The sequence below is a fragment of the Clostridium yunnanense genome (assembly GCF_016595795.1).
In the GTDB taxonomy this organism is placed as follows: Bacteria; Bacillota; Clostridia; order Clostridiales; family Clostridiaceae; genus Clostridium_AR; species Clostridium_AR yunnanense.
Map to the genome: position 1 here is coordinate 25,379 of NZ_JAENHN010000029.1, position 22,220 is coordinate 47,598.

General features: G+C 29.5%; 31 protein-coding genes. 1 reads left to right on the top strand and 30 read right to left on the bottom strand.

Features of this window, described 5'->3' with window-relative positions:
• Position 1: 1 nt before the first annotated feature.
• The 17 genes from spoIIIAD to JHL18_RS10310 all read right to left on the bottom strand — a co-directional run bounded on the left by spoIIIAD (position 2) and on the right by JHL18_RS10310 (position 10,871).
• Positions 2-391, bottom strand: a complete 390-nt coding sequence (spoIIIAD, locus tag JHL18_RS10230) for a stage III sporulation protein AD (RefSeq protein ID WP_200268781.1) — start codon at positions 389-391, stop codon at positions 2-4.
• An 8-nt stretch (positions 392-399) separates the two neighbouring features.
• A complete protein-coding gene (spoIIIAC, locus tag JHL18_RS10235; RefSeq protein WP_128212850.1) occupies positions 400-597 on the bottom strand; it encodes a stage III sporulation protein AC in 198 nt (65 codons plus the stop codon).
• Positions 598-611: 14 nt separating this feature from the next.
• A complete protein-coding gene (spoIIIAB, locus tag JHL18_RS10240) occupies positions 612-1,130 on the bottom strand; it encodes a stage III sporulation protein SpoIIIAB (protein WP_200268782.1) in 519 nt (172 codons plus the stop codon).
• Complete coding sequence (gene spoIIIAA, locus JHL18_RS10245) at positions 1,123-2,037, bottom strand: stage III sporulation protein AA (RefSeq protein ID WP_200268784.1); 915 nt, start codon at positions 2,035-2,037, stop codon at positions 1,123-1,125. Before spoIIIAA ends, spoIIIAB begins: the two co-directional genes overlap by 8 nt.
• Before the next feature lie 315 nt (positions 2,038-2,352).
• Positions 2,353-2,718, bottom strand: coding sequence for a CD1247 N-terminal domain-containing protein (locus JHL18_RS10250; RefSeq protein ID WP_200268786.1), 366 nt, complete (start codon positions 2,716-2,718; stop codon positions 2,353-2,355).
• A gap of 252 nt (positions 2,719-2,970) precedes the next feature.
• Positions 2,971-3,528: an elongation factor P gene (efp, locus tag JHL18_RS10255; RefSeq protein WP_200268788.1), complete on the bottom strand. Its 558-nt coding sequence runs from the start codon at positions 3,526-3,528 to the stop codon at positions 2,971-2,973.
• 249 nt (positions 3,529-3,777) lie between these two features.
• Positions 3,778-4,296 carry a shikimate kinase gene (locus tag JHL18_RS10260; RefSeq protein WP_200268790.1) on the bottom strand — a complete coding sequence of 173 codons (519 nt, stop codon included), beginning with the start codon at positions 4,294-4,296 and terminating at the stop codon, positions 3,778-3,780.
• Complete coding sequence (locus tag JHL18_RS10265; RefSeq protein WP_200268792.1) at positions 4,289-4,702, bottom strand: hypothetical protein; 414 nt, start codon at positions 4,700-4,702, stop codon at positions 4,289-4,291. Before JHL18_RS10265 ends, JHL18_RS10260 begins: the two co-directional genes overlap by 8 nt.
• Positions 4,699-5,139, bottom strand: a complete 441-nt coding sequence (locus JHL18_RS10270; RefSeq protein ID WP_200268794.1) for a hypothetical protein — start codon at positions 5,137-5,139, stop codon at positions 4,699-4,701. Before JHL18_RS10270 ends, JHL18_RS10265 begins: the two co-directional genes overlap by 4 nt.
• Positions 5,129-5,737, bottom strand: coding sequence for a hypothetical protein (locus tag JHL18_RS10275; protein WP_200268796.1), 609 nt, complete (start codon positions 5,735-5,737; stop codon positions 5,129-5,131). Before JHL18_RS10275 ends, JHL18_RS10270 begins: the two co-directional genes overlap by 11 nt.
• Positions 5,734-5,904: a hypothetical protein gene (locus tag JHL18_RS10280; protein ID WP_200268798.1), complete on the bottom strand. Its 171-nt coding sequence runs from the start codon at positions 5,902-5,904 to the stop codon at positions 5,734-5,736. The genes JHL18_RS10275 and JHL18_RS10280 overlap by 4 nt, the downstream gene beginning before the upstream one ends.
• On the bottom strand, positions 5,883-6,350 hold the full coding sequence (locus JHL18_RS10285; protein WP_200268800.1) for a hypothetical protein: 468 nt from the start codon (positions 6,348-6,350) through the stop codon (positions 5,883-5,885). The genes JHL18_RS10280 and JHL18_RS10285 overlap by 22 nt, the downstream gene beginning before the upstream one ends.
• The gene (locus JHL18_RS10290; protein ID WP_200268802.1) at positions 6,350-6,823 is read right to left on the bottom strand and encodes a hypothetical protein; all 474 of its coding nucleotides are present in this window, start codon (positions 6,821-6,823) and stop codon (positions 6,350-6,352) included. The genes JHL18_RS10285 and JHL18_RS10290 overlap by 1 nt, the downstream gene beginning before the upstream one ends.
• Positions 6,804-7,295 carry a pilus assembly FimT family protein gene (locus tag JHL18_RS10295; protein WP_243277854.1) on the bottom strand — a complete coding sequence of 164 codons (492 nt, stop codon included), beginning with the start codon at positions 7,293-7,295 and terminating at the stop codon, positions 6,804-6,806. The genes JHL18_RS10290 and JHL18_RS10295 overlap by 20 nt, the downstream gene beginning before the upstream one ends.
• A complete protein-coding gene (locus JHL18_RS10300; RefSeq protein ID WP_200268806.1) occupies positions 7,241-8,269 on the bottom strand; it encodes a type II secretion system F family protein in 1,029 nt (342 codons plus the stop codon). The genes JHL18_RS10295 and JHL18_RS10300 overlap by 55 nt, the downstream gene beginning before the upstream one ends.
• Positions 8,266-9,669: a GspE/PulE family protein gene (locus JHL18_RS10305; RefSeq protein ID WP_200268808.1), complete on the bottom strand. Its 1,404-nt coding sequence runs from the start codon at positions 9,667-9,669 to the stop codon at positions 8,266-8,268. The genes JHL18_RS10300 and JHL18_RS10305 overlap by 4 nt, the downstream gene beginning before the upstream one ends.
• Positions 9,670-9,872: 203 nt before the next feature.
• Complete coding sequence (locus tag JHL18_RS10310; protein ID WP_200268810.1) at positions 9,873-10,871, bottom strand: hypothetical protein; 999 nt, start codon at positions 10,869-10,871, stop codon at positions 9,873-9,875.
• Positions 10,872-10,952: 81 nt separating this feature from the next.
• On the opposite strand from JHL18_RS10310, the gene JHL18_RS10315 reads away from it, so the two are divergent.
• Complete coding sequence (locus JHL18_RS10315) at positions 10,953-12,668, top strand: Rqc2 family fibronectin-binding protein (RefSeq protein WP_200268812.1); 1,716 nt, start codon at positions 10,953-10,955, stop codon at positions 12,666-12,668.
• A 250-nt stretch (positions 12,669-12,918) separates the two neighbouring features.
• Here the strand turns inward: JHL18_RS10315 and JHL18_RS10320 are convergent, their stop codons facing one another.
• From JHL18_RS10320 to JHL18_RS10380, 13 genes are all read right to left on the bottom strand, one after another.
• Complete coding sequence (locus tag JHL18_RS10320; RefSeq protein ID WP_200268814.1) at positions 12,919-14,034, bottom strand: THUMP domain-containing class I SAM-dependent RNA methyltransferase; 1,116 nt, start codon at positions 14,032-14,034, stop codon at positions 12,919-12,921.
• A 28-nt stretch (positions 14,035-14,062) separates the two neighbouring features.
• Positions 14,063-14,599, bottom strand: a complete 537-nt coding sequence (gene pyrR, locus JHL18_RS10325) for a bifunctional pyr operon transcriptional regulator/uracil phosphoribosyltransferase PyrR (protein WP_200268816.1) — start codon at positions 14,597-14,599, stop codon at positions 14,063-14,065.
• A gap of 88 nt (positions 14,600-14,687) precedes the next feature.
• Positions 14,688-15,590, bottom strand: a complete 903-nt coding sequence (locus tag JHL18_RS10330) for an RluA family pseudouridine synthase (protein ID WP_200268818.1) — start codon at positions 15,588-15,590, stop codon at positions 14,688-14,690.
• Between the two features lie 32 nt (positions 15,591-15,622).
• Positions 15,623-16,234 (bottom strand): TraR/DksA C4-type zinc finger protein, encoded by a 612-nt coding sequence (locus JHL18_RS10335; RefSeq protein ID WP_200268820.1) that lies wholly within the window; start codon positions 16,232-16,234, stop codon positions 15,623-15,625.
• Between the two features lie 373 nt (positions 16,235-16,607).
• The gene (locus tag JHL18_RS10340; RefSeq protein WP_183278139.1) at positions 16,608-17,210 is read right to left on the bottom strand and encodes a DivIVA domain-containing protein; all 603 of its coding nucleotides are present in this window, start codon (positions 17,208-17,210) and stop codon (positions 16,608-16,610) included.
• 14 nt (positions 17,211-17,224) lie between these two features.
• Positions 17,225-17,989: a YlmH family RNA-binding protein gene (locus tag JHL18_RS10345; RefSeq protein ID WP_200268822.1), complete on the bottom strand. Its 765-nt coding sequence runs from the start codon at positions 17,987-17,989 to the stop codon at positions 17,225-17,227.
• 1 nt (position 17,990) lies between these two features.
• Positions 17,991-18,287, bottom strand: coding sequence for a YggT family protein (locus tag JHL18_RS10350; RefSeq protein WP_200268824.1), 297 nt, complete (start codon positions 18,285-18,287; stop codon positions 17,991-17,993).
• Between the two features lie 80 nt (positions 18,288-18,367).
• Positions 18,368-18,817 carry a cell division protein SepF gene (locus JHL18_RS10355; RefSeq protein ID WP_200268826.1) on the bottom strand — a complete coding sequence of 150 codons (450 nt, stop codon included), beginning with the start codon at positions 18,815-18,817 and terminating at the stop codon, positions 18,368-18,370.
• 15 nt (positions 18,818-18,832) lie between these two features.
• A complete protein-coding gene (locus JHL18_RS10360) occupies positions 18,833-19,486 on the bottom strand; it encodes a YggS family pyridoxal phosphate-dependent enzyme (RefSeq protein WP_200268828.1) in 654 nt (217 codons plus the stop codon).
• A 79-nt stretch (positions 19,487-19,565) separates the two neighbouring features.
• Positions 19,566-20,306: a DUF881 domain-containing protein gene (locus JHL18_RS10365; protein WP_200268830.1), complete on the bottom strand. Its 741-nt coding sequence runs from the start codon at positions 20,304-20,306 to the stop codon at positions 19,566-19,568.
• A gap of 12 nt (positions 20,307-20,318) precedes the next feature.
• On the bottom strand, positions 20,319-20,657 hold the full coding sequence (locus JHL18_RS10370) for a small basic family protein (RefSeq protein WP_128212825.1): 339 nt from the start codon (positions 20,655-20,657) through the stop codon (positions 20,319-20,321).
• A gap of 13 nt (positions 20,658-20,670) precedes the next feature.
• Positions 20,671-21,384, bottom strand: coding sequence for a DUF881 domain-containing protein (locus tag JHL18_RS10375; RefSeq protein WP_200268832.1), 714 nt, complete (start codon positions 21,382-21,384; stop codon positions 20,671-20,673).
• 12 nt (positions 21,385-21,396) lie between these two features.
• Positions 21,397-22,146, bottom strand: coding sequence for a cell division protein FtsQ/DivIB (locus JHL18_RS10380; protein WP_200268834.1), 750 nt, complete (start codon positions 22,144-22,146; stop codon positions 21,397-21,399).
• Between the last annotated feature and the right edge of the window lie 74 nt (positions 22,147-22,220).

Genomic DNA, 22,220 nt, shown 5'->3' on the forward strand with positions numbered 1-22,220 from the left:
ATCACACCTGCATTATACTTAATATGGAGTCCAGTACAGCCATAAGTACCGGGATTGATAATACCAGTATCATAACTTTTCCTGAAAACTCAACCTTTGATGCTATACTATTAGCTCCCGAATCTTTGCATATTTCACTACAGAAAGATGTAAGGTAGGCTATTCCAACAATTTTTAGTACAATTCCGATATAAGCAGTATCTATATTAGCTTTGCTTGACATATTGTTTACAAAATCAATTATTTGAGTTATTTGAGGAATCAGTACAAGAAATATCAATATTCCCGCGACTATTGATATAAATACCGAAATCTCACTTTTCCTTTCTTTTAGCAGCAGATATAGGAATAAAGATACAAAACAAAATCCAACAATCTTTACAATAAGCATGTCCACACCTAAAGCATAAACATAGTTTTTACTGAATCGAATAGCTTACTGATTAGATTTATAACCATGGTAAGTATTATCACAATTCCAGCAATATTAGCTATAGTAGCAACATCATCTTTTCCACTGCCTTTAAGCACTTTATCAATGATAAGCAATATTATACCTGCACCTGCAATTTTAAAAATTAGAGAAAGATCTAACATTTACTCGCCTCCTACTAAATCAAGAAGATAATTAGCATAAATCCAACACATACACCTAGTGATTTATACATCTTTGAATATTTATCGCACTCTTTTTCTGCTTTTTCTGTATTGCTTTTTATTCTATCTATTGTCATGGAAAATATCTTTCTTTGCCCATCAATACCAGTAGTTCCCAAAGACTTTGCTAAATCTAGAATTATACCTATATCCACTTCATTAAGATTAATCTTTTCCTTATAAAGTTCCAAACTATCCTTAGTAGACAAATACACGTTGTCAGCTTCATTGTCTTTAAGTTTAGTTCCTATAGAATTAAATAACTGTGATATGGGATCTTTAAGTCTTTTTCCAGTATTGATAAAGGCTTCTGGTAATGGAGTAAAGGTATAGGTCATTTCATTCTCTAAATTTACATATCCATTTATAAGTTCATGAAGGCAAAACACCCTCTTCTTAAACTTTTCTCCATATACATATCCAGTTGCTGACGACAAAGCCATTATTATAAACAGCAGTAAATATTTAATCAATATTTATCACCCGCCTATCTGAATTAATATCCACTATTTTATCTATGGTTCCAACTCCATTTTTATTACTTAAAACTATTATTTTTTCGATGACTTTATTTTCAATTAGCTTCTTAAATACTGGTCTGCTATAAAGATCATCTTCATCGTTTCCATGTATAGTGGAAATAATATTCACTCCGCAATTAAATGCAGAAACAATCGCTTCAACATCTCTGTCTGTACCAATTTCATCACATACAATAACTTCAGGAGACATACATCTTATAGCCATCATGAGCCCCACATTTTTCAAACAGTTATCATAGATATCTGTTCTTACTCCTACATCCATCTGTGGAATCCCCATATGACACGCTGCAATCTCACTTCTCTCATCTATTACACATACTTTTTTCCCAGTTATATTATATTTTAAATACCCATTTGAAATATTTCTTACAAGGTCTCTAAGTAGTGTCGTCTTCCCACATTTAGGAGGAGATACCAGGATGGTATTATACACCTTGTCCCCTTTTGCAACATGAGGCAATAAACTATTAGAACAACCTATTATTTCTCTGGCTATTCTTATATTTATAGAAAAAACTGACTTTAATGACTTTATTACTCCGTCATCATTTACCCAATGCCCTGTAACCCCTATTCTATGACCACCTCTAATAGTTATAAAACCTTGCTTTATGTCCTCCTCAAAGGCATAAACAGAGAAATTACTTATCTTATTAAAGATATTATTAATTTCATTTTGATTAGTGGTGTAATTTAGGATTACTTCTCTATTGTCTATGTTTAACATCACTGGTTTATTACACTTAAGTCTTATCTCTTGTAGTTTACTTGAATCTGGCCTATCTTCTATAAGCCTTATCAATTCTATCGGTAGAACATTTTTTAAATCATCCATAAAATCCCCCTCTCTCAACTTTTGTTATTTGTATAATAATATTAAGTAAAGTAAAAAAATATTACACCTGTTTTAAAAAAGTTATATATAAAGATGAACCACTTCGATCCGAAAACTATTTTTAAAACTCTCACGGTTTCTGGTGAGAGCTTCAAAAATATAAATTTTAATGCGAAGTAGTACATCCTAAAAACAAAAAGAAGCTATCAAATTATTTTATTTAATAATTTGATAGCTTCTTTTTAAGGTTTCATCGTTAAATATTAAGTTTTTATACGATACCCAAAGTGATTTTATTTTCTACTTACCAAAAGTCTATTTATTGATTTCTGCACCACAGTAAGGACAAGGAATTATAGTATTATTATCTAATGCAGACTGCTCAAAGAATATACCTTTTCCGCAACTCTTACATATTATTTCAACATACTCTTCATCTCCGCACTCCAAGTCATCTACAGAAACATCTTCAAATAAATCATCCTGTATATCAGAGATATCATTATTTAAAAATTCTACATTCTCTGCCAAGCTTTCTTGATTAACTTGAAGAGTTTCAACCTCATCACTAATATAATTTAAGATTTCTATTACCGCAGCTTTAAAATCTTTATCTTCCGTACCTGAATCTCCACTAAGAAATTCATTAAGTTTTGATATTTTTTCTTTTAATTCCTTCATAGTTCTACACATCCTTTAAGTTAGGATAAAAAAGTCGCTGAAGCGACTTTCTTCAGTGATTTTTTTCGCATCTGCGTTTCCGAATGCATATGAGAAAAACTTGGCAGGCGACATAATATTCATTTTATTTTTAGCTTAGCATAGATTACTTTTTTCCTACAGTAAAACATAGTGATCTATAAATCTATCTTATAATTTACTAAAAATAAAATGAATATGCTAAGTTCATATTGAACTTAGCATATATTCAGCCTATACTCTTTCCATGTACTCCCCAGATCTTGTGTCTATTCTTATTACGTCACCTTCATTTACAAATATAGGCACGTTTACTATAGCACCAGTTTCAACAGTTGCAGGTTTTTGAACATTTGTAGCAGTATTACCCTTAACACCTGGTTCAGTTTCAGTTACTTGTAGTTCAACAAAGTTTGGAGCTTCAACAGAGAAAGCTGATCCCTTGTAGAACTTGATTACTGCAAACATGTTCTCTTTTAAGAACTTTATTGCATCTTCAACTTTTTCGTGGTTAAGAGGAATTTGTTCAAATGTCTCTTGATCCATGAAGTAGTATAGTTCTCCATCTGAATATAAGTATTGCATTTCTTTTCTTTCAATAACAGCTTCTTGAAGTTTTTCAGTTGGATTAAAGTTTCTATCGATAACTCCAACTGACATTACATATCTTAATTTTGTTCTAACGAATGCTGCTCCCTTACCTGGTTTAACATGTAAGAAATCAACAACAGTAAACACTTGTCCATCTAATTCAAAAGTTGTACCTTTTCTTAAATCTCCTGCTGATATCATTATGGTATCCCTCCAAAATCTATTAATTCATTATATATTATAACCCGTTCAGGTAATTTAATACCAACAACCTTAAGCTGTGAATCCAAAAAAGAATTCTTTATGGGCTATTGAGCGTAGTGCATAATTTCTCTATAAAAAGTCAAATTTTCATTTAATTTCTCTCTTAAAACACATCACAAATTAACCCTCACTCACACACAACAATGATATTTTATCAGAAGGTGAGATTAAATGCAATTATTTTAATTAAAAATGGGTATTTATACTATTTATGGACATTATGATTTTTTCACAGATTTCATCTGGTGTGTCATCATTACATTCTATTATAATATCAGCTTTTTCATAGATAGAGGATCTACTATTTAATAAGCTTTCTAATGTCTTTACATCATCAGGATCTTTAAATAAAGGTCTATTTTTTCTATCAAGTCTATCACTTAATTTTTTTATAGTAGTTTTAAGATAGATTACAGTTCCATACTTTTTTAAAAGTTCCATATTATTAGATTGCACTGGCATTCCACCACCAGTAGATATTACACTACTCTCCAACTTAGCGATTATATCCAATATAACGCTTCTCTCCATTTGTCTGAAATATTGTTCACCATGTACACTAAATATTTCTTCGATTGATTTAGAAGCATTAGCTATTATATATTGATCCGTATCAATATATTCAGCATTTTTTCTTTCAGCTAAAGCCTTTCCTACAGTAGTCTTTCCTGAACAAGGCATTCCTACTAAAATAACGTTATTCATTTACTTTCCCCCTATATCGCCCCAAAATATTGCATTTAAGTACATTATCTTTTTGTTGGATGTTATACTTTATAATTATGATATCATTGTCTTTAAAAAAAGTAACTAAATTTGTCAATTTATTTATATCAGTATTAACACTACAACTAATCTCTTTATATCCATCTTTATTAGTTATGCTATTAATACTTATTTCTTCTCTTTCTTTTAGTTTACTTATAACATCATAGAGGGGTTCTTTAACTTTATCCGCGTTGCTTAAATGAACATTTTGAATACTTCTAGAATCTAGCTTATCACTCAAATCACTATTGTATTGTTTTTGTCCTAAATTATAAAATATTTGAATTGAAATCAAACATAATAAAATGCCTATAACTAGTATTCTACCAATAACTTTCCTCATATTATCCTCACTACAAATCTCGAATCTTTTTCATTTTGTCTATCAACATTTACTAACTCAAATTTGTTTTCGGCGAAATACTTTAGATAAAAATCGAGCATGCTGTAGTTTCCTATAAAAATGATAGTATTATCTTCATAACTAAAATCTTTTATATTTATGTTTGACACAAATTTAGATATCTTCTCTATAACAGAAAAATCTACCTGTTTTTTATATTTACTGTCCTCTACAACTCTTTTAGATTCTATTTGTAATTTTTCCTTTTCTTTAATTTCTTGTCTTAAGTCTACATATTTATTATATGAGAATGGAATTAAACATAAATTGAATATAATAATGTATACTATGATCCTATTTAATTGACTGAAGATTTTCTTATTCTTTTGTTCAATCACTCTTTCTGGCCAAAATCCTTTGTATATTCTATGGTACATTTATAGCCTCTCTTTCTAAATATTCTACCTTATACTTAGCAGTATCATAAGTTAAGCTATACTTACTTTTCATTAAAAAATATATATTCTTTTGCATAGGGACATTATTGTAATTTAAAATCTCTTCTAAGTTAATAACATCATCGTCTTGTTTATACAATTTGTTATGTTTTATATTACCATCCTCTACGTCAATGAAATATGTAGTTTCCCCAAAATTATATATAATAATAAAACTTCTGTTTTTAATAACTCTTTTCACTTCATTAGCCACCAAATACTGTATAGGATAAATATTTTTTATCTTGAAACTTGAACAAAGTATTTCTATTTTTTCATTTGCATTTATACCATAAATAGTTAATACTTTTTTCTTTTTATGAGTTTCTATTTCATGATGAAACAAAAACTTCGAAGTATCAAACATAGTCTTAATTTCCCCATCCAGGAATCTCATTAAATCTTTTCTACTTGGAAACTCAAATTCTCTGATGAACATTTCTTTTTCTGCAATCATAATACTAGCAGGCTTTTTTTTATCAAATCTTTCGCTATAGGTCTCTCTATATGAATCAATAATTATAAAGTTATTTTTCATTTAAATTCACTCATTTCATTTAAAGTGGACTGTTCTTCTAGGTTGGTTAGGTCGTAGCTTCTAGATGTTCTTAAAAGCGCCAGTGAACTTATAGATAAGGCAATGGATAGAATTATAAGTATCTCCAAAGATACATATCCTTTTTTTACTTTTTTAGTGCTAAACATTTCTTTACCTCCTCTTCTCCAACTTTGATGTCTATATACATCAAATTATTTTTTTTATAAAAGCTCAGAATCTTTATACCTGCCAATAATGTCTTACTTTCCTTTAATACAGTAATTTTATTTGCCCCATTAACTACATACCCCACTCTTAAAAACCTTAATTCTCCTGAAGATAATGTAAAAATTCTATCCTCGTGATCTGATGTATCAAATGAAATAGTGAATTTGCTATTCTCCACAGTATATTTCTTAGAACCAGGTTCATTGATCTGATTGTCCAAATAGTTTACTAGGTTAATCATATTGTCATATGATATTTCATCTTTTTTACCTTTGCTAAAATCCTTTAAGGATATAATTAAAATATTAAAAGTGATTGCTAAAATAATCATAGCTATTGATATATATAGTAAAAGTTCTGCTAAAAGGTATCCTTTTTTCTTCATTAACTTTTAACCTTTCTAAGTGAATATGTCTTGTTTAAACTGATTGTATTTAGAGAACTCTTAAGTTCTAAATCAATATTTACATGCTTTCCATCTAAATCATCCGAAAATCTTAAACTAATATAATCACTTGAACATTCACTGCACAACAAAAAAAGTTCCTTTGATTTCAGATTATCTAAGGTTAAATCCGATAACTTTACCTTATATATCCCTAAAGGGTCTATAGCTTTTTCCTCTAACTGCTCGTAAGTGTAGTTATATTTCAATTCTTTTATCACATAATCCAGAGCTTGATTATTTCTAGATTTCTGTTTATTTAAATTATAATTCCTTTCATTAACTTCCAATGTAAAAAAGATTGCTACTGAAATTGATAATAATATAGCTGTTCCAACAATAGCATCAATAAGTATATTGCCTCTTCTTCTAAATACTTTCACCTTCTTTTCATCATTCTTTAACCTTAACATATAAATTATCTACCGATATGCTCATTGATACATTTCCTCCAGTTGGACATTGTATCGTAATAGTTCCTGATGTATAAATTTTGCCATTGTTATTTATCAACATTACATTATCCACAGTACCTGTATTAAAACTTATTGCATATCCCTTTCTTAGATCTATTTGCTTTTTTACAGAATCTCCTATTTTAAATATCACTTCATCCCTATTAAAAATAATTCTTCCATCACTCCTCATATTTTTGCATGAATACGTAGAGAAAGTTACTAAGCTATGAACTTGTTTTTTTAGATCATCTTTGTAATTATCTTCATATATGTTAGAAAGACTCTTATAAGATATCCAAAATACCGAAATAAAAATGAGTAAAATTGAAATATAAATCATTAGCTCTATTAAAGTGACACCTTTAGTTCTTTTTATATGTTCATGCTTGAATAAATAGGAACCATCATTATTAATATTAGAATACATACTAATACTCCAATCACTAAGATTAACATAGGTTGTATAACCGAAGTCAGTACTTCTATATTTTTTTGCAAATTGCTTACCAACATAGCTTTTAGTTTTTCCAAAGCATAATCTAATTTACCTGATTCTTCTCCTATAGTTATCATGTTTAAGCTAAGTTCAGAAAAGGTGCCAATATTATAAAAAGCTGCACTTAAATTCATACCATTATTTATTGCTACCTTTATATCATTGAAACAGTATTGAACTTTGCTATTATTAAATATATCAATCAATATCTCAAGGCCAAGAACTAACGGAAGCCCGCATTTAGTTATTAAAAGCAGAGCTTCTATCTCTAGAACTTCTTTAAAACTTCTCATAAATTTATTTTTATTTATTATGCTGACAAATATTTTGTTTTTTAATATAAGAGTAAATAATAAGATTATTACAATACTCCAACAAGCAAAAGATAAAAAAACAAGAAAATTATTTTCTCTTATAAAATTACATATAGAAAGAATACTTTTCGTATACCAAGGAACATTACCTCCGGATCCTTGTACAAACTCTCCAACTGCTGGTGTAATGACTTGTACATAAAATATAACCATAGCTAACAAAGTAACCATTAAAATAATTGGATATACAGAGACATTAATGACCTTTTTCTTTACATCTCTTTTAATAGTATAATAACTACTTAACTCCTCCAGTACAGTAGAAAGATTTCCGCTAGCCTCTCCAATATGTATCATTTGTATATATAGTTCAGGGAAGTACTCACTATATTCTTGAAATGCTTCTGCTAAAGAACTCCCTCCATGAATCTTTTCAACTATTTTATTTAATATAACCTTATATTTTTTATCGCTTACTGAACTTGAAAGAATCTTAAAAGCATTAAAAATAGATATTCCTGAGCTTAAAAGCATAGAAAGATCTGAGCTTATTCTAATAATACAATCATATTTAACCTTATTTCTTATCAAAAAGCTTCTCCCTCCATAAACTCCAAGTAATCCGAAAAGGAGATTACTCCATTTTCAAGATGTACCTTACATTGATTTTTCAACTCTTTTTGAGTATCTATATTTTTCTCACTCTTAATGAATGAATTAATTTTATCTCTATTACTCCTATCAACAAGCAAAATCTCACTTATTAAGATTCTTCCTAAATATCCAGTTTCATTACACTCTTTACATCCATTTGGTTTGTACAACTTAATTCCGCTTTTCACTTCTCCATGTTTTTTTTCATATTCACCTGAGTTATACTCTATTTTGCAATCGCATAATTTTCTAACTAGCCTCTGAGAGATTACGCCTTTTATCGCATCAAGAAGTAAATATTCTTCTGTCCCCATATCTTTCAGTCTTGAGAAAACTTCTATAGCTGAGTTAGTATGTATTGTAGAATATACTTTATGCCCTGTTATAGATGCTCTTAGTGCTATCTTCGCTGTCTCTTCATCCCTTATCTCACCTACCATTATTACGTCCGGATCTTGTCTTAAAACGCTGCGTAGTCCACTCGAAAAGGTTATACCAGCTTTTTCGTTTACATTAATTTGACTTATACCATCTATAAATATTTCAACAGGATCTTCAATGGTTGTAATGTTTATATCATTTCTATTTATACTCTTTAAAATAGAGTAAAGTGTTGTTGATTTTCCGCTTCCAGTAGGACCACATATTAATATCAATCCATGTTTAAGCTCAATTAGCTTACTGATATCCTTAATCTGATTTTCATTATAACTAAGATTATGAATGTCAAAAGGAAAGATTTGATTATAAAGTATCCTTAATACAAGTTTTTCACCATAAACAGTGGGAATAGAAGAAACTCTAATATCATACTTTTTATTTTTACGAGAGAATAATATTTTCCCATCTTGGGGTTTTCTCTTTTCAGTAATATCCATATTAGCTAAAAGCTTCATTCTAGTAAGAAGTGAATTATATATTACTTTATCAGTTTTTCTAAATATAAGCAGCTTTCCATCAACTCTTATACGTATTATGGCTTGGTTTTCCATAGGTTCTATATGAATATCACTAGCCCCTTTATCAATCGAGTTTGATATGTACTCCTGCATAATGTCTGCTACTATAACATCTTTATTTAGTTTATTATCTTTACTACTAATAGATAAATAAAACTTGCTGATAAATTGATTAAACTGATCTTGCGAAACTTTGCTGTAATTAATATTCTTTTCAAATACAAATTTTAAATATTCACTACTTTCAACAGAACCAGTTACACACAGCGCATATACCGACTCTCTATCTTCTTTATAAGGGAGTACCTTCATAGCCACAGCGGCATTTCTAGGTACTTTCTTTAGTGTATCTATATTAATTTCTTTTATATCAACCATACAATCCCTCCCTAACTGTATTATACCCAAATAATTGTAACTATAAACAACTCATTAGTTACATTTCATCATAAACAGCATTATTTTAATCTATATATTTTTTAAATACTCCATTTATTAGAATATCTACTCAATTTCAATATGGCGCTTTAAAATCACCACATAAAAAAAACATGTACTTAAATTTAAATTTAAATACATGTTTAATACAAAATATCATACTGCCCCTGATTATCAACTAATATTTCAATAGCTTTTTCCTTTATATTGTATCGTGCTACTAATTCATTTTTATCATCATCATGTCCTACTAAAATTATTGCATTTCCTAAGCCCAGTATCTTCTTATCTTCAACAACTCCATTTGGGAAATCATATATCAATCTTACGGAATTGCCTTGATTTAAAGTTGTTCTGTATAAACTATATACATTATCCTTTACTAATCCTGTAAAATACAATTCTTTTCCATTATAATAAATATCACCTATTTTCTGTATTTTATCAGATACTAATTTTTCTTTAAATTCATTAGGGTCTAACATATATGTTTTTCTTTTATCATTGTTGTTTACAATGTATACAAAAGCTCCATTGTCTTCAACGAACTTTTCAACTATACCTTTTATGATTAGACTCTTATTAATTTTTTTAGTATCTAAATTATACTCAAATATTCCTCCTTTGTTTTCTCCATCAATCCCATAAAATATCAAACTGTCTTTATCCTTCCAAAAATACATATCACCAGAAATAATTAAATCAACTAGTTCTGAAGAATTATTTTTTTGTACTGAATAAAGATAATAACTTACTGAGCCATCCTCTTTTTCTACACTATAAAGTATTTTTTCACCATCTGGACTAACTTGGCATTTTTTTATTTGATCCTTTATATTTAATTTTTGTTTATTTCCATCCTTACTTAAATAGTATACTTTACTATCTATATCTTGGTATAGCAATAGCTGTTTATCAGAATTAATATATAGTATATTTCCTAATACTAAAGGCTCTGATTTCCTTATGCTTTCATCATTTATGCTATAATAAGTATAGGTATCTCCATTGGAGTACATTATCATATGCTGCGCCCACTGAACATTGCTTTTTTTATCATTGGCTTGTTCTGTTTTTTCATCATTGCAGCCAAATAAAATTACACACACAATTACCATTAAGGTAACTATAATCTTTTTCATTTTTATCACCAGCTCATTTTATTGATATAAAATGGTGAAAAATGTTATACTATTTTTAGTTAAGTATGAAAGGAAGATATTATGGCTTTAGACGGAGTATTTTTATCAACCCTAATAAAGAGTTTAAAAGAAAACTTAGTAAATTGCAAAATAGATAAAGTTAACCAACCTGAAAAGGATGAGGTTATCCTAACAATTAGAGGCTCAAATCGCTTAAAACTACTTATTTCAGCAAGTGCCAATAATCCAAGAATACAATTCACAAAAATTTCAAAGGAGAATCCAAATCAACCTCCTATGTTCTGTATGGTTCTAAGAAAATACCTACTAGGAAGCAAAATCCTAGATATATATCAATACAAAGGTGATAGAATAGTTGTAATTGATTTCGAATCCACTGATGAATTAGGTTTTGACAGCGTCTATACATTGATGGTTGAAATTATGGGAAGACACAGCAATATAACCCTCATACGAAAAAGAGATAATAAAGTCATGGAATCAATTAAACATATAACTCCCGATATAAATAGTTATAGAGTACTTTATCCTGGAGTTCAATATGTACTTCCTCCAGACAGTAATAAAATAAATCCTTTTTCCTTTGAAAAAATTGATTTAGAAAATTATCTATCAGAAAACAAAATTGAATTTAATGAAAATTTCTTTTCTAAGCTCTTAACTGGTGTTAGTAAAATTTTATCAAAAGAATTATATAATATGTTTACAAAAAAGTATATATTTGATATTAATAATTTATACCATTTTATAAAAGAATTTTTCGAATCACTGGATGACAATAAAGAGTTTATCTCTTACATTGATAAAGATTCTAAAACTTTAAAAGATTTCTATTGTTTAAAGTTAGATTTATATGAAAATTACGAAATGTTATCTTACGATGATCCTTCAACTCTTTTAGAGAGTTTTTATCATGCTAAAGATAAACAAGATAGACTTCATTCAAAATCTCAGGATCTTCAAAAACTTATTACTACCAATATAGATAGATGTGAAAAAAAGAAGCGAATTCTTGAGGAAAACTTAAAAGAGTGTTCTGAAAAAAATGACTATAAAATTAAAGGTGATATATTGTCAGCATATATTTATAGTATTTCTAAGGGGCTTGATAAAATCACACTATCTAATTTTTATAGCGAAGATGGAGCAGATATCACAATAAACTTAGATACAAATAAGACTCCTTCAGAAAATATTCAATCTTACTATAAAAAATATACTAAAGCAAAAAAATCTGAAGAATCTGCTATAGTACAATTAGAAAAAAATGAAGATGAACTAAAATACTTAAATTCTGTACTTACAAATCTTCAAAATGCCGAGAACTACACCGAAATTGAAGATATAAAATCAGAACTTATAGTTGAAGGATATATAAAGTTTAAAAAATCTAACGGAAAGGCTCCAAAACCTTCTAAGCCTATCCACTTTGTTTCTTCAGAAGGTGTTGATATATATGTTGGCAAAAATAATATACAAAACGACTACTTAACTTTAAAATTTGCCGACAAGACTGACACCTGGCTCCACACAAAGGTTATCCCTGGATCACATGTAATTATAAAGGGAAGAGATTTCACTGATACAACTCTTCTTGAAGCTGCTAACTTAGCTGCATATTATAGTAAAGGAAAAGATTCAACAAAAATTCCTATAGATTATACTATCGTAAAAAATGTAAAGAAGCCTTCTGGAGCAAAACCAGGAATGGTAATATATTATACAAATAAAACATTATATATAACCCCAGAAGAACCAAAAATAAAAAGAGTGTAATCACACTCTTTTTATTTTTCTATATAATATAAAATTTAAGCGTCCCTACTCCGACACTTTAATGAGCTTTGCTAAGAATTAATATGATTTTCTCCAATTAAACTGCTAAAACTGTATAACTCACTATGTTCGGACAATACAGTTTTTTTACGCAGTTTAATCTCCAAAAATCATTTAATTCTAATAGCTTGCTCATATAGTATCTCCATAGGAACACCTAAATTTTATTATTAATTATCTATAAAAACTATTACTTAGCAAGATATTGATAGTAATAACACTTTATCTTACCGTTATAAAGCTTTCTGTTCTTCGATGACTTTTCACCAAAGATGTCTTCAAAACCTTCAAAAGATGTAAGCACATTCATATCCCAAGTTGGAAGATTATTATAGAGCTCTCCTAACTTTTTATAAAGTCTCTTAACTTCATTTATTTCACCAATTCTTTGACCATATGGTGGATTAGTTATAATGAAGCCATATTTCTTTTTTGATGAAAACTCATAAAAATCTAACTTTTGAAAGTCTATATACTTATCAACCTTTGCCTTCTGAGCATTCTCTCTTGCTTTTCTAAGAACCGGGCCATTTATATCGTAGCCTATAAGTTTCATATCAAAATTCTTAATTGAGCTTAAGGCTCCTTCTCTAACTTGATCAAAAATTTCTTTATCCATTGTTGGCCAATTTTCACATTCAAATTTTCTATATAGCCCTGGTGCTTGATTTGCACCTATCATTGCTGCTTCGATCAGTATAGTACCGGAACCGCAGAATGGATCTATTAATAAATTCTCATTTGTCCATCTTGAAATCAACACTAGGCTTGCTGCCAAAGTTTCTTTAAGTGGTGCTTCCCCTGCATTTTCTCTGTATCCTCTTTTATGTAAACCTGGTCCTGTTGTATCAATAGTTAAAGTAACAATGTCTTTTAAAAGAGCAACCTCTATCTTATACACTGGTCCATCTTCTGAAAACCATTCAGTATCATACGTACTTTGCATACTTTTAACTACTGCTTTTTTTACAATAGACTGACAATCAGGCACGCTAAACAAAGTAGATTTTATTGATTTTCCTACAACATGCATTTTACCGTTTGCAGGAATTATACTCCCCCAATCTACTGAAAGTGTCCCTTGAAAAAGTTCTTCAAAAGTTGTAGCTTTAAATTCAGCCATCTTTATTAATACTCTGTCTGCTGTTCTAAGCCAAGTATTTGTTATTGCGATATCCATTTCGTCTCCAGAAAAAGTAACTTTACCATTTTCAATGGTCAAATCTTCATATCCAAGTTTTTTTAATTCCTTTGCCGTAATAGATTCTATTCCAAAAGTACTGGTGGCTATTAAATCGTAATCCATTTAAAAACTCCTATTCTCATCTCTAAGTTTATCTTTCATATATCTTAACGGAATCAGTTCCATCAATTTCCAGTATTTCAACTCCTATATTTTCTAGCTTTGATGTAGGTACATTTTTACCTACAAAATCTGCTCTTATAGGAAGTTCTTTATGACCTCTGTCTATTAAGACTGCTAATTGTATAGTTTCAGGTCTTCCTGAATCCATAATCGCTTCTATAGCAGCTCTTACAGTTCTACATGTATAAAGTACATCATCCACAATAATAACTTTCTTATTTTTTACTGTAACACCAATATCAGATTCCTTAACTGTTGGTTTGTCCCCTATATCAGTTAGATCATCTCTATATAAAGTAATATCTACACTGCCAACAGGAACTTCTATTCCTTCAAATTTTTCAATAAGAGCAGATATTCTCTTAGCTATAGGGTACCCTCTTCTCTTTATACCTATAAGGACAATATCATCAACGCCCTTGTTTTTTTCAATTATTTCATGAGCTATTCTTACTAAGCTCCTTCTTATAGCTTCTTCATCTAAAAGTATTGCCTTTAGATTCATATTATACTCTCCTCCAAATTAGTTACTTCTTTATTATTACCTCTAATGTTTCAATATGTTAAAGAAAATCATTGAAATTAAATATCTACTAAAGTTTATTTAAAACCTCTAAAAAATATGGCGGTAATTCAGACGTAAACTCCATATAGGTATTTTTAGTTGGATGTATAAAGCCAAGTGTCTTTGCATGGAGCATTTGTCCTTCTAGCTTAAATTTTTGTTTTTTAAAACCATATACCGGATCTCCTACTAAAGGATGTCCTAAGTAAGCCATATGTACTCTTATCTGATGTGTTCTACCTGTTTCCAAGCTACACTTAACCAATGTATTACTCTTAAATCTCTCTATAACTTCATAATGTGTAACCGCTCTTCTTCCGCCTTCAACTATAGCCATTTTTATCCTGTCCTGTGGATGTCTAGCTATAGGCTTATCAACAACACCATTATCATTTTTAAATACACCTTCTGTAAGTGCATAATACTCTCTTTTTATAGAGTGAACTTTAAATTGTTCGGTTAACTTACTATGAGCAAAATCATTTTTTGCTACTACTAAGACCCCTGATGTATCTTTGTCAATTCTATGAACTATTCCAGGTCTTATCACTCCATTTATACCTGATAAGTCCTTACAGTGATATAAAAGAGCATTTACTAAGGTTCCATTATAATTGCCTGGAGCTGGATGAACAACCATCCCTTGCTTTTTATTTACAACAACAACATCATCATCTTCATATATAATATCTATATCCAAGTTTTCTGGTTCTACACTTAATATTTCTGGTTCAGGTATATTTAAAATAATAACATCATTTGCTTTTAATTTGTAGTTACTTTTTATTATTTTATTATTAACAAGCACTGCCTCATTGTCTATTAGGTTCTGAATATGAGATCTGGACCTATCTGTTATCTTCTCTGATAAAAACTTATCTATTCTAATATCTTTTTCTTCTGAACTTATTTCAAAAATTAACTCATCCATAGTATATAAAAAACTTCCCCCATCCCTTATCCTTAATCCGGTAATTGGTTCTTATACTGCTCGTTGCTTACCTTTTCTACTGGCTCCACATACATGTCATCATCATCATATATGTCAAATCTATTTTGCAATCTATTAAAGCTATCAACAGCCTGAAAAGAATCCTCAGCATCAAAGCCTACCTTTTCATATTCGTTATAATCATTATAGCCATACCCAAAAGGATTTCCTATAACAGCTTCTTCTACTGGTCTTCTGTTGCTCCTATATTCCTTTATCGAACCTATAACAGTTTGACACTTAATACAATATTGCGCGTATGGAAGAAAGTCAAGTCTTTCCTTACTTATTTCTACACCACATCTTTTACACACACCATATTTTCCTTGATCTAATGATTGTAAACTTTCATCAATCTTACTAAGTATCTCACGCTCATTACCTTTTAGCGCCTTACCTCTTTCAAAATCAAAATTTTCTGTAGCTAAATCTGATGGGTGGTTATCATAAAAAGAAAGTTCAGAGGCCATTTCTGCATAAGAATCTACAGCTTCATTTTCTTTTAACTCTTGTATTAAGCTAAGAACCCTCTCTTTTTCCTTATTTAATTTAATACGATATCTATCATAATCCTTTCTATCCATATTATCGCTTCCTTTCAAAAGAATTGGTTTTCAAAAGTGATTCTTCTATTATTATTCTTTCAAAAGATAGATTTTTTATAACAAGGTTATAAATATAATATGATTAGCAAAAGACAATATAAGTTTAGTTTATATTATTATAGTAACTGCGTTGAAATTAATTGTTTAATCATCCGATACTTTAATTATCCTTAATACTCAATTAATTTCAATAATATCCTTAAACATGAACTAAAATAAAAATAAACCACCTCACTCATTTAATATAAACAAACTTTCATAGTTTTCATCAATACAAGTTTGAAATATTAATTAATGAAGTGGTTATTCATAGAAAATAATCAATGGGTTCTAGAAAACAGAAGTAAAAAAACTATCTGTTAGCAAAAAAGCTCTTTATTTCTTCCATATCATCTTTTTCTACTTGCTCGTTTTTATAATTACTTATTGCATTTTCCTCTATGCCATTATGTATATCTTTTTCACTTATTTCTTCAATTGGATGAGATATGTTGAAATTTTTAATAAAGCTCTTCTCAAGGTCATCAAAAGTTTCTAACTGAGTCTTCATGAAGTTTCTAAACTGAGCACGGAACTTTACAAATTCTTGCTTTACTCTATCATACTCATCATTAATTTGAATTACGTCATTATGTGCTTTATCAAGTATCTTTTGAGCAGTTTCATTTGCACTATTTACAACCAATTCAGCTTCTTTTTGAGCATTCAACTTTGCTTGTTCAGCTGTATTTTGAGCTAATAACAAAGTATTCTGTATAGTATTTTCTATTTTTGCATAATGCTCAACTTTTTCGCCTACTGAAGCTAGCTTTTCTTTTAATAATGAATTTTCTTTATATAAATCTTCGTAATCTTCAACTACTTTTTCTAAAAATTCATCCACTTCATCAGAACTATATCCTCTTAGGCCTCTTTTAAATTCTTTGTTGTTTATTTCCATGGGAGTCAGTTTCATATGAATCACCTCTGCTATTTATATTTTTTTACCATTAGTTTTAAATTATCACTTTTCGTTTTACCGACAATGTCTTCAATTATAAATTTACCTATGCCTCTTATTGTTATTGTACTCTTCAACTTTATTTCTGTACTTTTATTCCTATTTTCCTTGTAGTTTAAAAGTACACTCCCATTAGAAATTAAATCCATAGCATCATTTCTTGATTTTCTGCTTATTGACGCAACTATGGCATCTAATCTCATAGAAGCGACTTGTATATTTAATTCTTCAAAATCAACTTTAGGCACTATTTCTAAATTCTTAATAGTTTTTATGTTTATGCTATGCCTTCCTATCTTTGTTAGATTGGAAGTAATGTATTCATACACGTCCCTATGTACAGAAACAAAACAACTGAAATCTTTTACTCTTAAGTCGCCAACCTTTTCTCTCTTTATTCCTAGAGATAGTATAGCTCCCAAAAAGTCTCTATGACCTAAAGTTCCAAACTTACCGTTATAGCTTATTTGAAGAATTTCGTAAGGCCAATCAATATCAAAAGAATTAACTGCTATCATTCTGCGTTCACTATCTTCAAAGCCACCTTCGACAAGAACACTTACCCCTACTCCTTGAAAATGTTCTTGTAGTCTACTCCATACAATAGGGGCATAGAATTCATTAGTTACAATAGGAATATCTCTCTCAATGGAAGTTGTTAGCTTATTATATAAATTACTATATTCACCTATGTCATCTAATCCAAGTATTGAAATAAATTCTTTTTTATTCATACTAAACTATAGCAAAAACTATATTTTGAATAATTGATAAAGAAACTATAGCGAGTATTGGTGAAAAATCCAAAGGAGAATTAGGTACAATCTTCCTTTGTAATTTTTGAAAAGGCGACAATATTGGATCAGTAATTATTCTAACATAATAAGTTAATTTATTTTCTTTCCCCATAAAAACAAGAGAAAGTATAACATCCACAAAAATCATAAACTGTATAAAGTCAAATAACAAGGTTAAAATTTCTTTTATTAAAGATATATAAATCTCCTCCGATTCATAGATGTACCACTTCATAATTGATTTTATATTTTCAAATTTTCTCTTAGTAAATAAGAGAGTTTTGAGAATTTTTTAAGAATTGAACAGGCACACCTTTACTTTGACCAATTAAATAGCCCTTTAGTTGAAAGTTCACTCTTAAGTTCACTGGTTACTTCTACATTAGATGGTGAAAGTATATACACACCTCTCTCAACTTCTTGCAATTCACCAGAAAGTGCAAAGCAAGCTCCGCTAATAAAATCTAAAAGTCGTTGAGCTATCTTATTTTCTAAATTACTTGTATTTACAACTACAATCTTTCTACTCTTAAGTGCATCGCAAATTTCAGTTGCATCCTCATAAGCAGATGGTTTTGTTATCATAACTTTAGCTGATGCAGCAGTATGAATGTTTACAACCTTATTGTTTTTCTTACCTGATAATACTGGTTCAAGGTTCTCATCTGCAGCTAATTCTTCTTCTTCATCAAATTCATCGTATTCTTCGTCGTATTCCTCAAAGCCTAAAATCTCTTTCATCTTGTTAAACATTTTTGCAGCCATAGTTAATCCTCCTATTTATATTCTCTTACCAAAAATCCCCTCACCTATCCTAACAAGAGTAGCTCCTTCTTCTATTGCAATTTCATAATCATGAGTCATTCCCATAGATAGTATTTCCATAGTTACATTTTGGTATTTCTGTTTCTTAATATTTTCAAAAATATTTTTTGTTCTTTTAAAATAATATCGGTTACTTTCTTCATTACCTTTAGGAATAATAGCCATTATTCCTTTAATTTTTACATAATTACATCTTTCTACCTCTTTTAAGACCTCATTTAGCTGTTCTTCGTAAAAACCATACTTTGTATCTTCCTTGCCGATATTAATTTGTATAAGTGTATTTATCTGCGTTTGGTTTTTAGAGCATTGTTTTTCAAGCTCCTTAAGAAGTTTTGTGCTGTCTAAAGAATGAATAAGAAAAGCTTTATCAATTATATACTTTACCTTATTTGTCTGCAGATGCCCAATAAAATGCCATCTTACGTCCTTATGAAAAAGCTCAAATTTTTCTGTTAGTTCTTGAACTTTATTTTCACCAAAGTCTCTAATTCCTGCCGTGTAAGCTTCCTCCAGAAACTCAATAGGCTTAGTCTTGGAAACAGCAACTAAAGTCACATCTTCCGGCATAGATTCTTTTATCTGCTCTATATTCTTTTTTATACTCAAAATAATCATGCCTCCACTTCTTTAAAATATATATTCTTCATAAACTTAAAAAATCCTTCAAAATATTTAAATCTTACACCTATTTTGTTTTAGGTGTAAGATTCTTAAAACTAGCATCTCCTAAATAAGGATCTATATTTATATTATCTTTCTTCTCTATAGATATTTCAACTCCCCTGTTCATTAAGGATCTTATAAAACCATCATCTCTTTTTAGTATACTGTCAAGGGTATCTGGATCTCCAATAGCATACACATCAAAAGACGGCCCTGGTATCTCAATTCCATTAATATCCAAAAACGCCCATTTACACAAAATTGCCGTGTTAGGGAGAACCCTCTGTCCACCTATAGATATGGCTTCAGCGCCAGCAACTCTTAACTCATTTACAACTCTTATCATATCATCATCATGTATAGTTCGTAACAGTGTAAGCTGAACATTCTCATTTTCACTTGATTCTGTTGTATCAAGTGTACCATCCCTTAAAGTTATCTTTATTCCCTTACCTTTTGTCCCACTTAACCCAGCTACGATTTTATTACTACTATACTCATCATTAATGTCTTGAGTTATTTTCTCACTCTTAGTGTCATCATATTTATATTTATTCATCTTTTCTATCATTTTAGAATTAGAATCTCTAAGGTTAGAAACTTCCCCATATAACTTGTTTTTCTGGTTATATGCATCTTGGTACTGTTTAGCACTCATTTGAAAACTTCTCGTGGTTCCTTTTAAATTTATATTAAGTGCTATAAGAATTCCTATTATAATTGAAGCTATAAAAACAAATATTGATGCTTCGTTATTTCTCATATATACACCCCTTTATCGGGATCTTGCTTTCTCAATCAAAAGCCTTCTCACTATAGCAAAATTATCAAAAATTCTTCCACCAAAAACTATTACTGCAGCTATATAAATAGGAATACCAAGTTTATCTCCTAGATAAGCCAAAGCTACTGCAAGTGCTGCATTTCCAAAAAAACCTGAAATAAAAATATCAGCTTGAAAATTCTTTGATAAGCTAGCTCTAATAGCTCCAAAAACCGAATCTAAACAAGCTAGTATAGCAACAGACATATATGGAGAAAATTTTTCAGGTATATCCACCTTCCAAACTATTCCAACTATAATTCCAATTAAAAGTCCTATGAATGCTATCATTTAATAATCACTCCTACTGTACAGGTTTAATAAAATCATTATGAATAACTTGAGATGATTTAGGTATAAGTACCTCATTGCTTTTCTCTATTTTTCTTTCATAATTGGATAGAACACCGTAATCTAAAGCACCTTGAAAAGTTAATCCTGCGTCTAGCTTTGCTTTATCACCTATTGCTTTTATTACTATTTTATCACTTGGTGATATTCTTTCATTTGATCCAATCCAAATAAAATTACTTGCATTTTTTATACCCGTCTGAGAAGTAACTCTTTTCTCATTTATAGATATTGCTTCTGCACCAGAAAAATTCAAAATATTAACTATATGAATAAGTTCGTTTTCAGAGATATAGTCTGCGTTATTACTAGAAAAAATAGAAGACTTTGGTGTAAGATAAAAAATCACGCCTTGGCCCTTTACATCCACAGTACCTAATATCATTCTGGTTTTGTCTAACTGTTGTTTTACTTCTGTATTTACATCTCCCTTTTTAGCTGCTGATTCTTCTATTTTCTTCAAATCTTCAGTTAAAGAGTTATTCTGCTTTGTAAGTTCATCTTTTTCTTTCTTAAGAGCATCTATTTCAGCTGTGATATCTGTTTTATCTACATTATCTTTAACTGCACTTTCTTTATTATTTATCAATTTAAATTGATATGCCAATAAAAATCCTAGCAATGCACATACAATAGCAACAACTATCTGCGAAGTTACCTTTTTCATGTTACTTCCTCCTTATTCATTTTTATATACTGGATCTCCACCAAAACTAACATCTATATAACCTTTTGTAATTCCTTTACTACTATCTTTTAATATTACTATACAATTATTTAATTTTGTTTCTAGATTCTCGTCATTACCTAGTAATAGCTTTACATCTCCTACTAACATATATAATGAAGTGGTGCTTTCTAAATTCACAAGGTTGAACTTTACATCACTCTTATTTAATTCTAGAAGTTTTCCTATGTTGCCTGCTATTCTTTTTATTTTCTCATCACTGGTGAAGTACATCCCTACATCAGTGGAAGTCGGAGAAACCCCTGCAAGTTCAGTAAGACTTAATCCCTCTATACTATCTCTTTTTTCTAGAATCCTCAGTTCTGAGTTTAGTACGTATATCCCATCAGAACTTTTTACGAAATATACAGCCTTTCTCTCCACAACATTTATAATGATTCCATTTGGAAGCACTCTTTTTAGATTAACCTGCTCTATGTATGGATTTTCTGTTATTTTATGACTAACATCCTTCTGATTTATATAAAAAATATTTTTCCCAAATAACTCCGATCTACTTACAATCTCTTTGCTATCTATTATCTTATTATTTTCGACTTTAATATCAGATATATTAAAAAATGGTGCCTTCAATAATATAAGAATAATTATAGAAAAGAAGAAAACAAAAAACAAAGCCAATTTTTTTCTAACTTTTTTCCTTTTGTGTTTTTTTATATATTCATTTATTTCATTATTCATATGATACCTTCTTAACCTTTGATATAATTACTAAAATTATGGTTATATTACAATTTATATAATAACATTATATA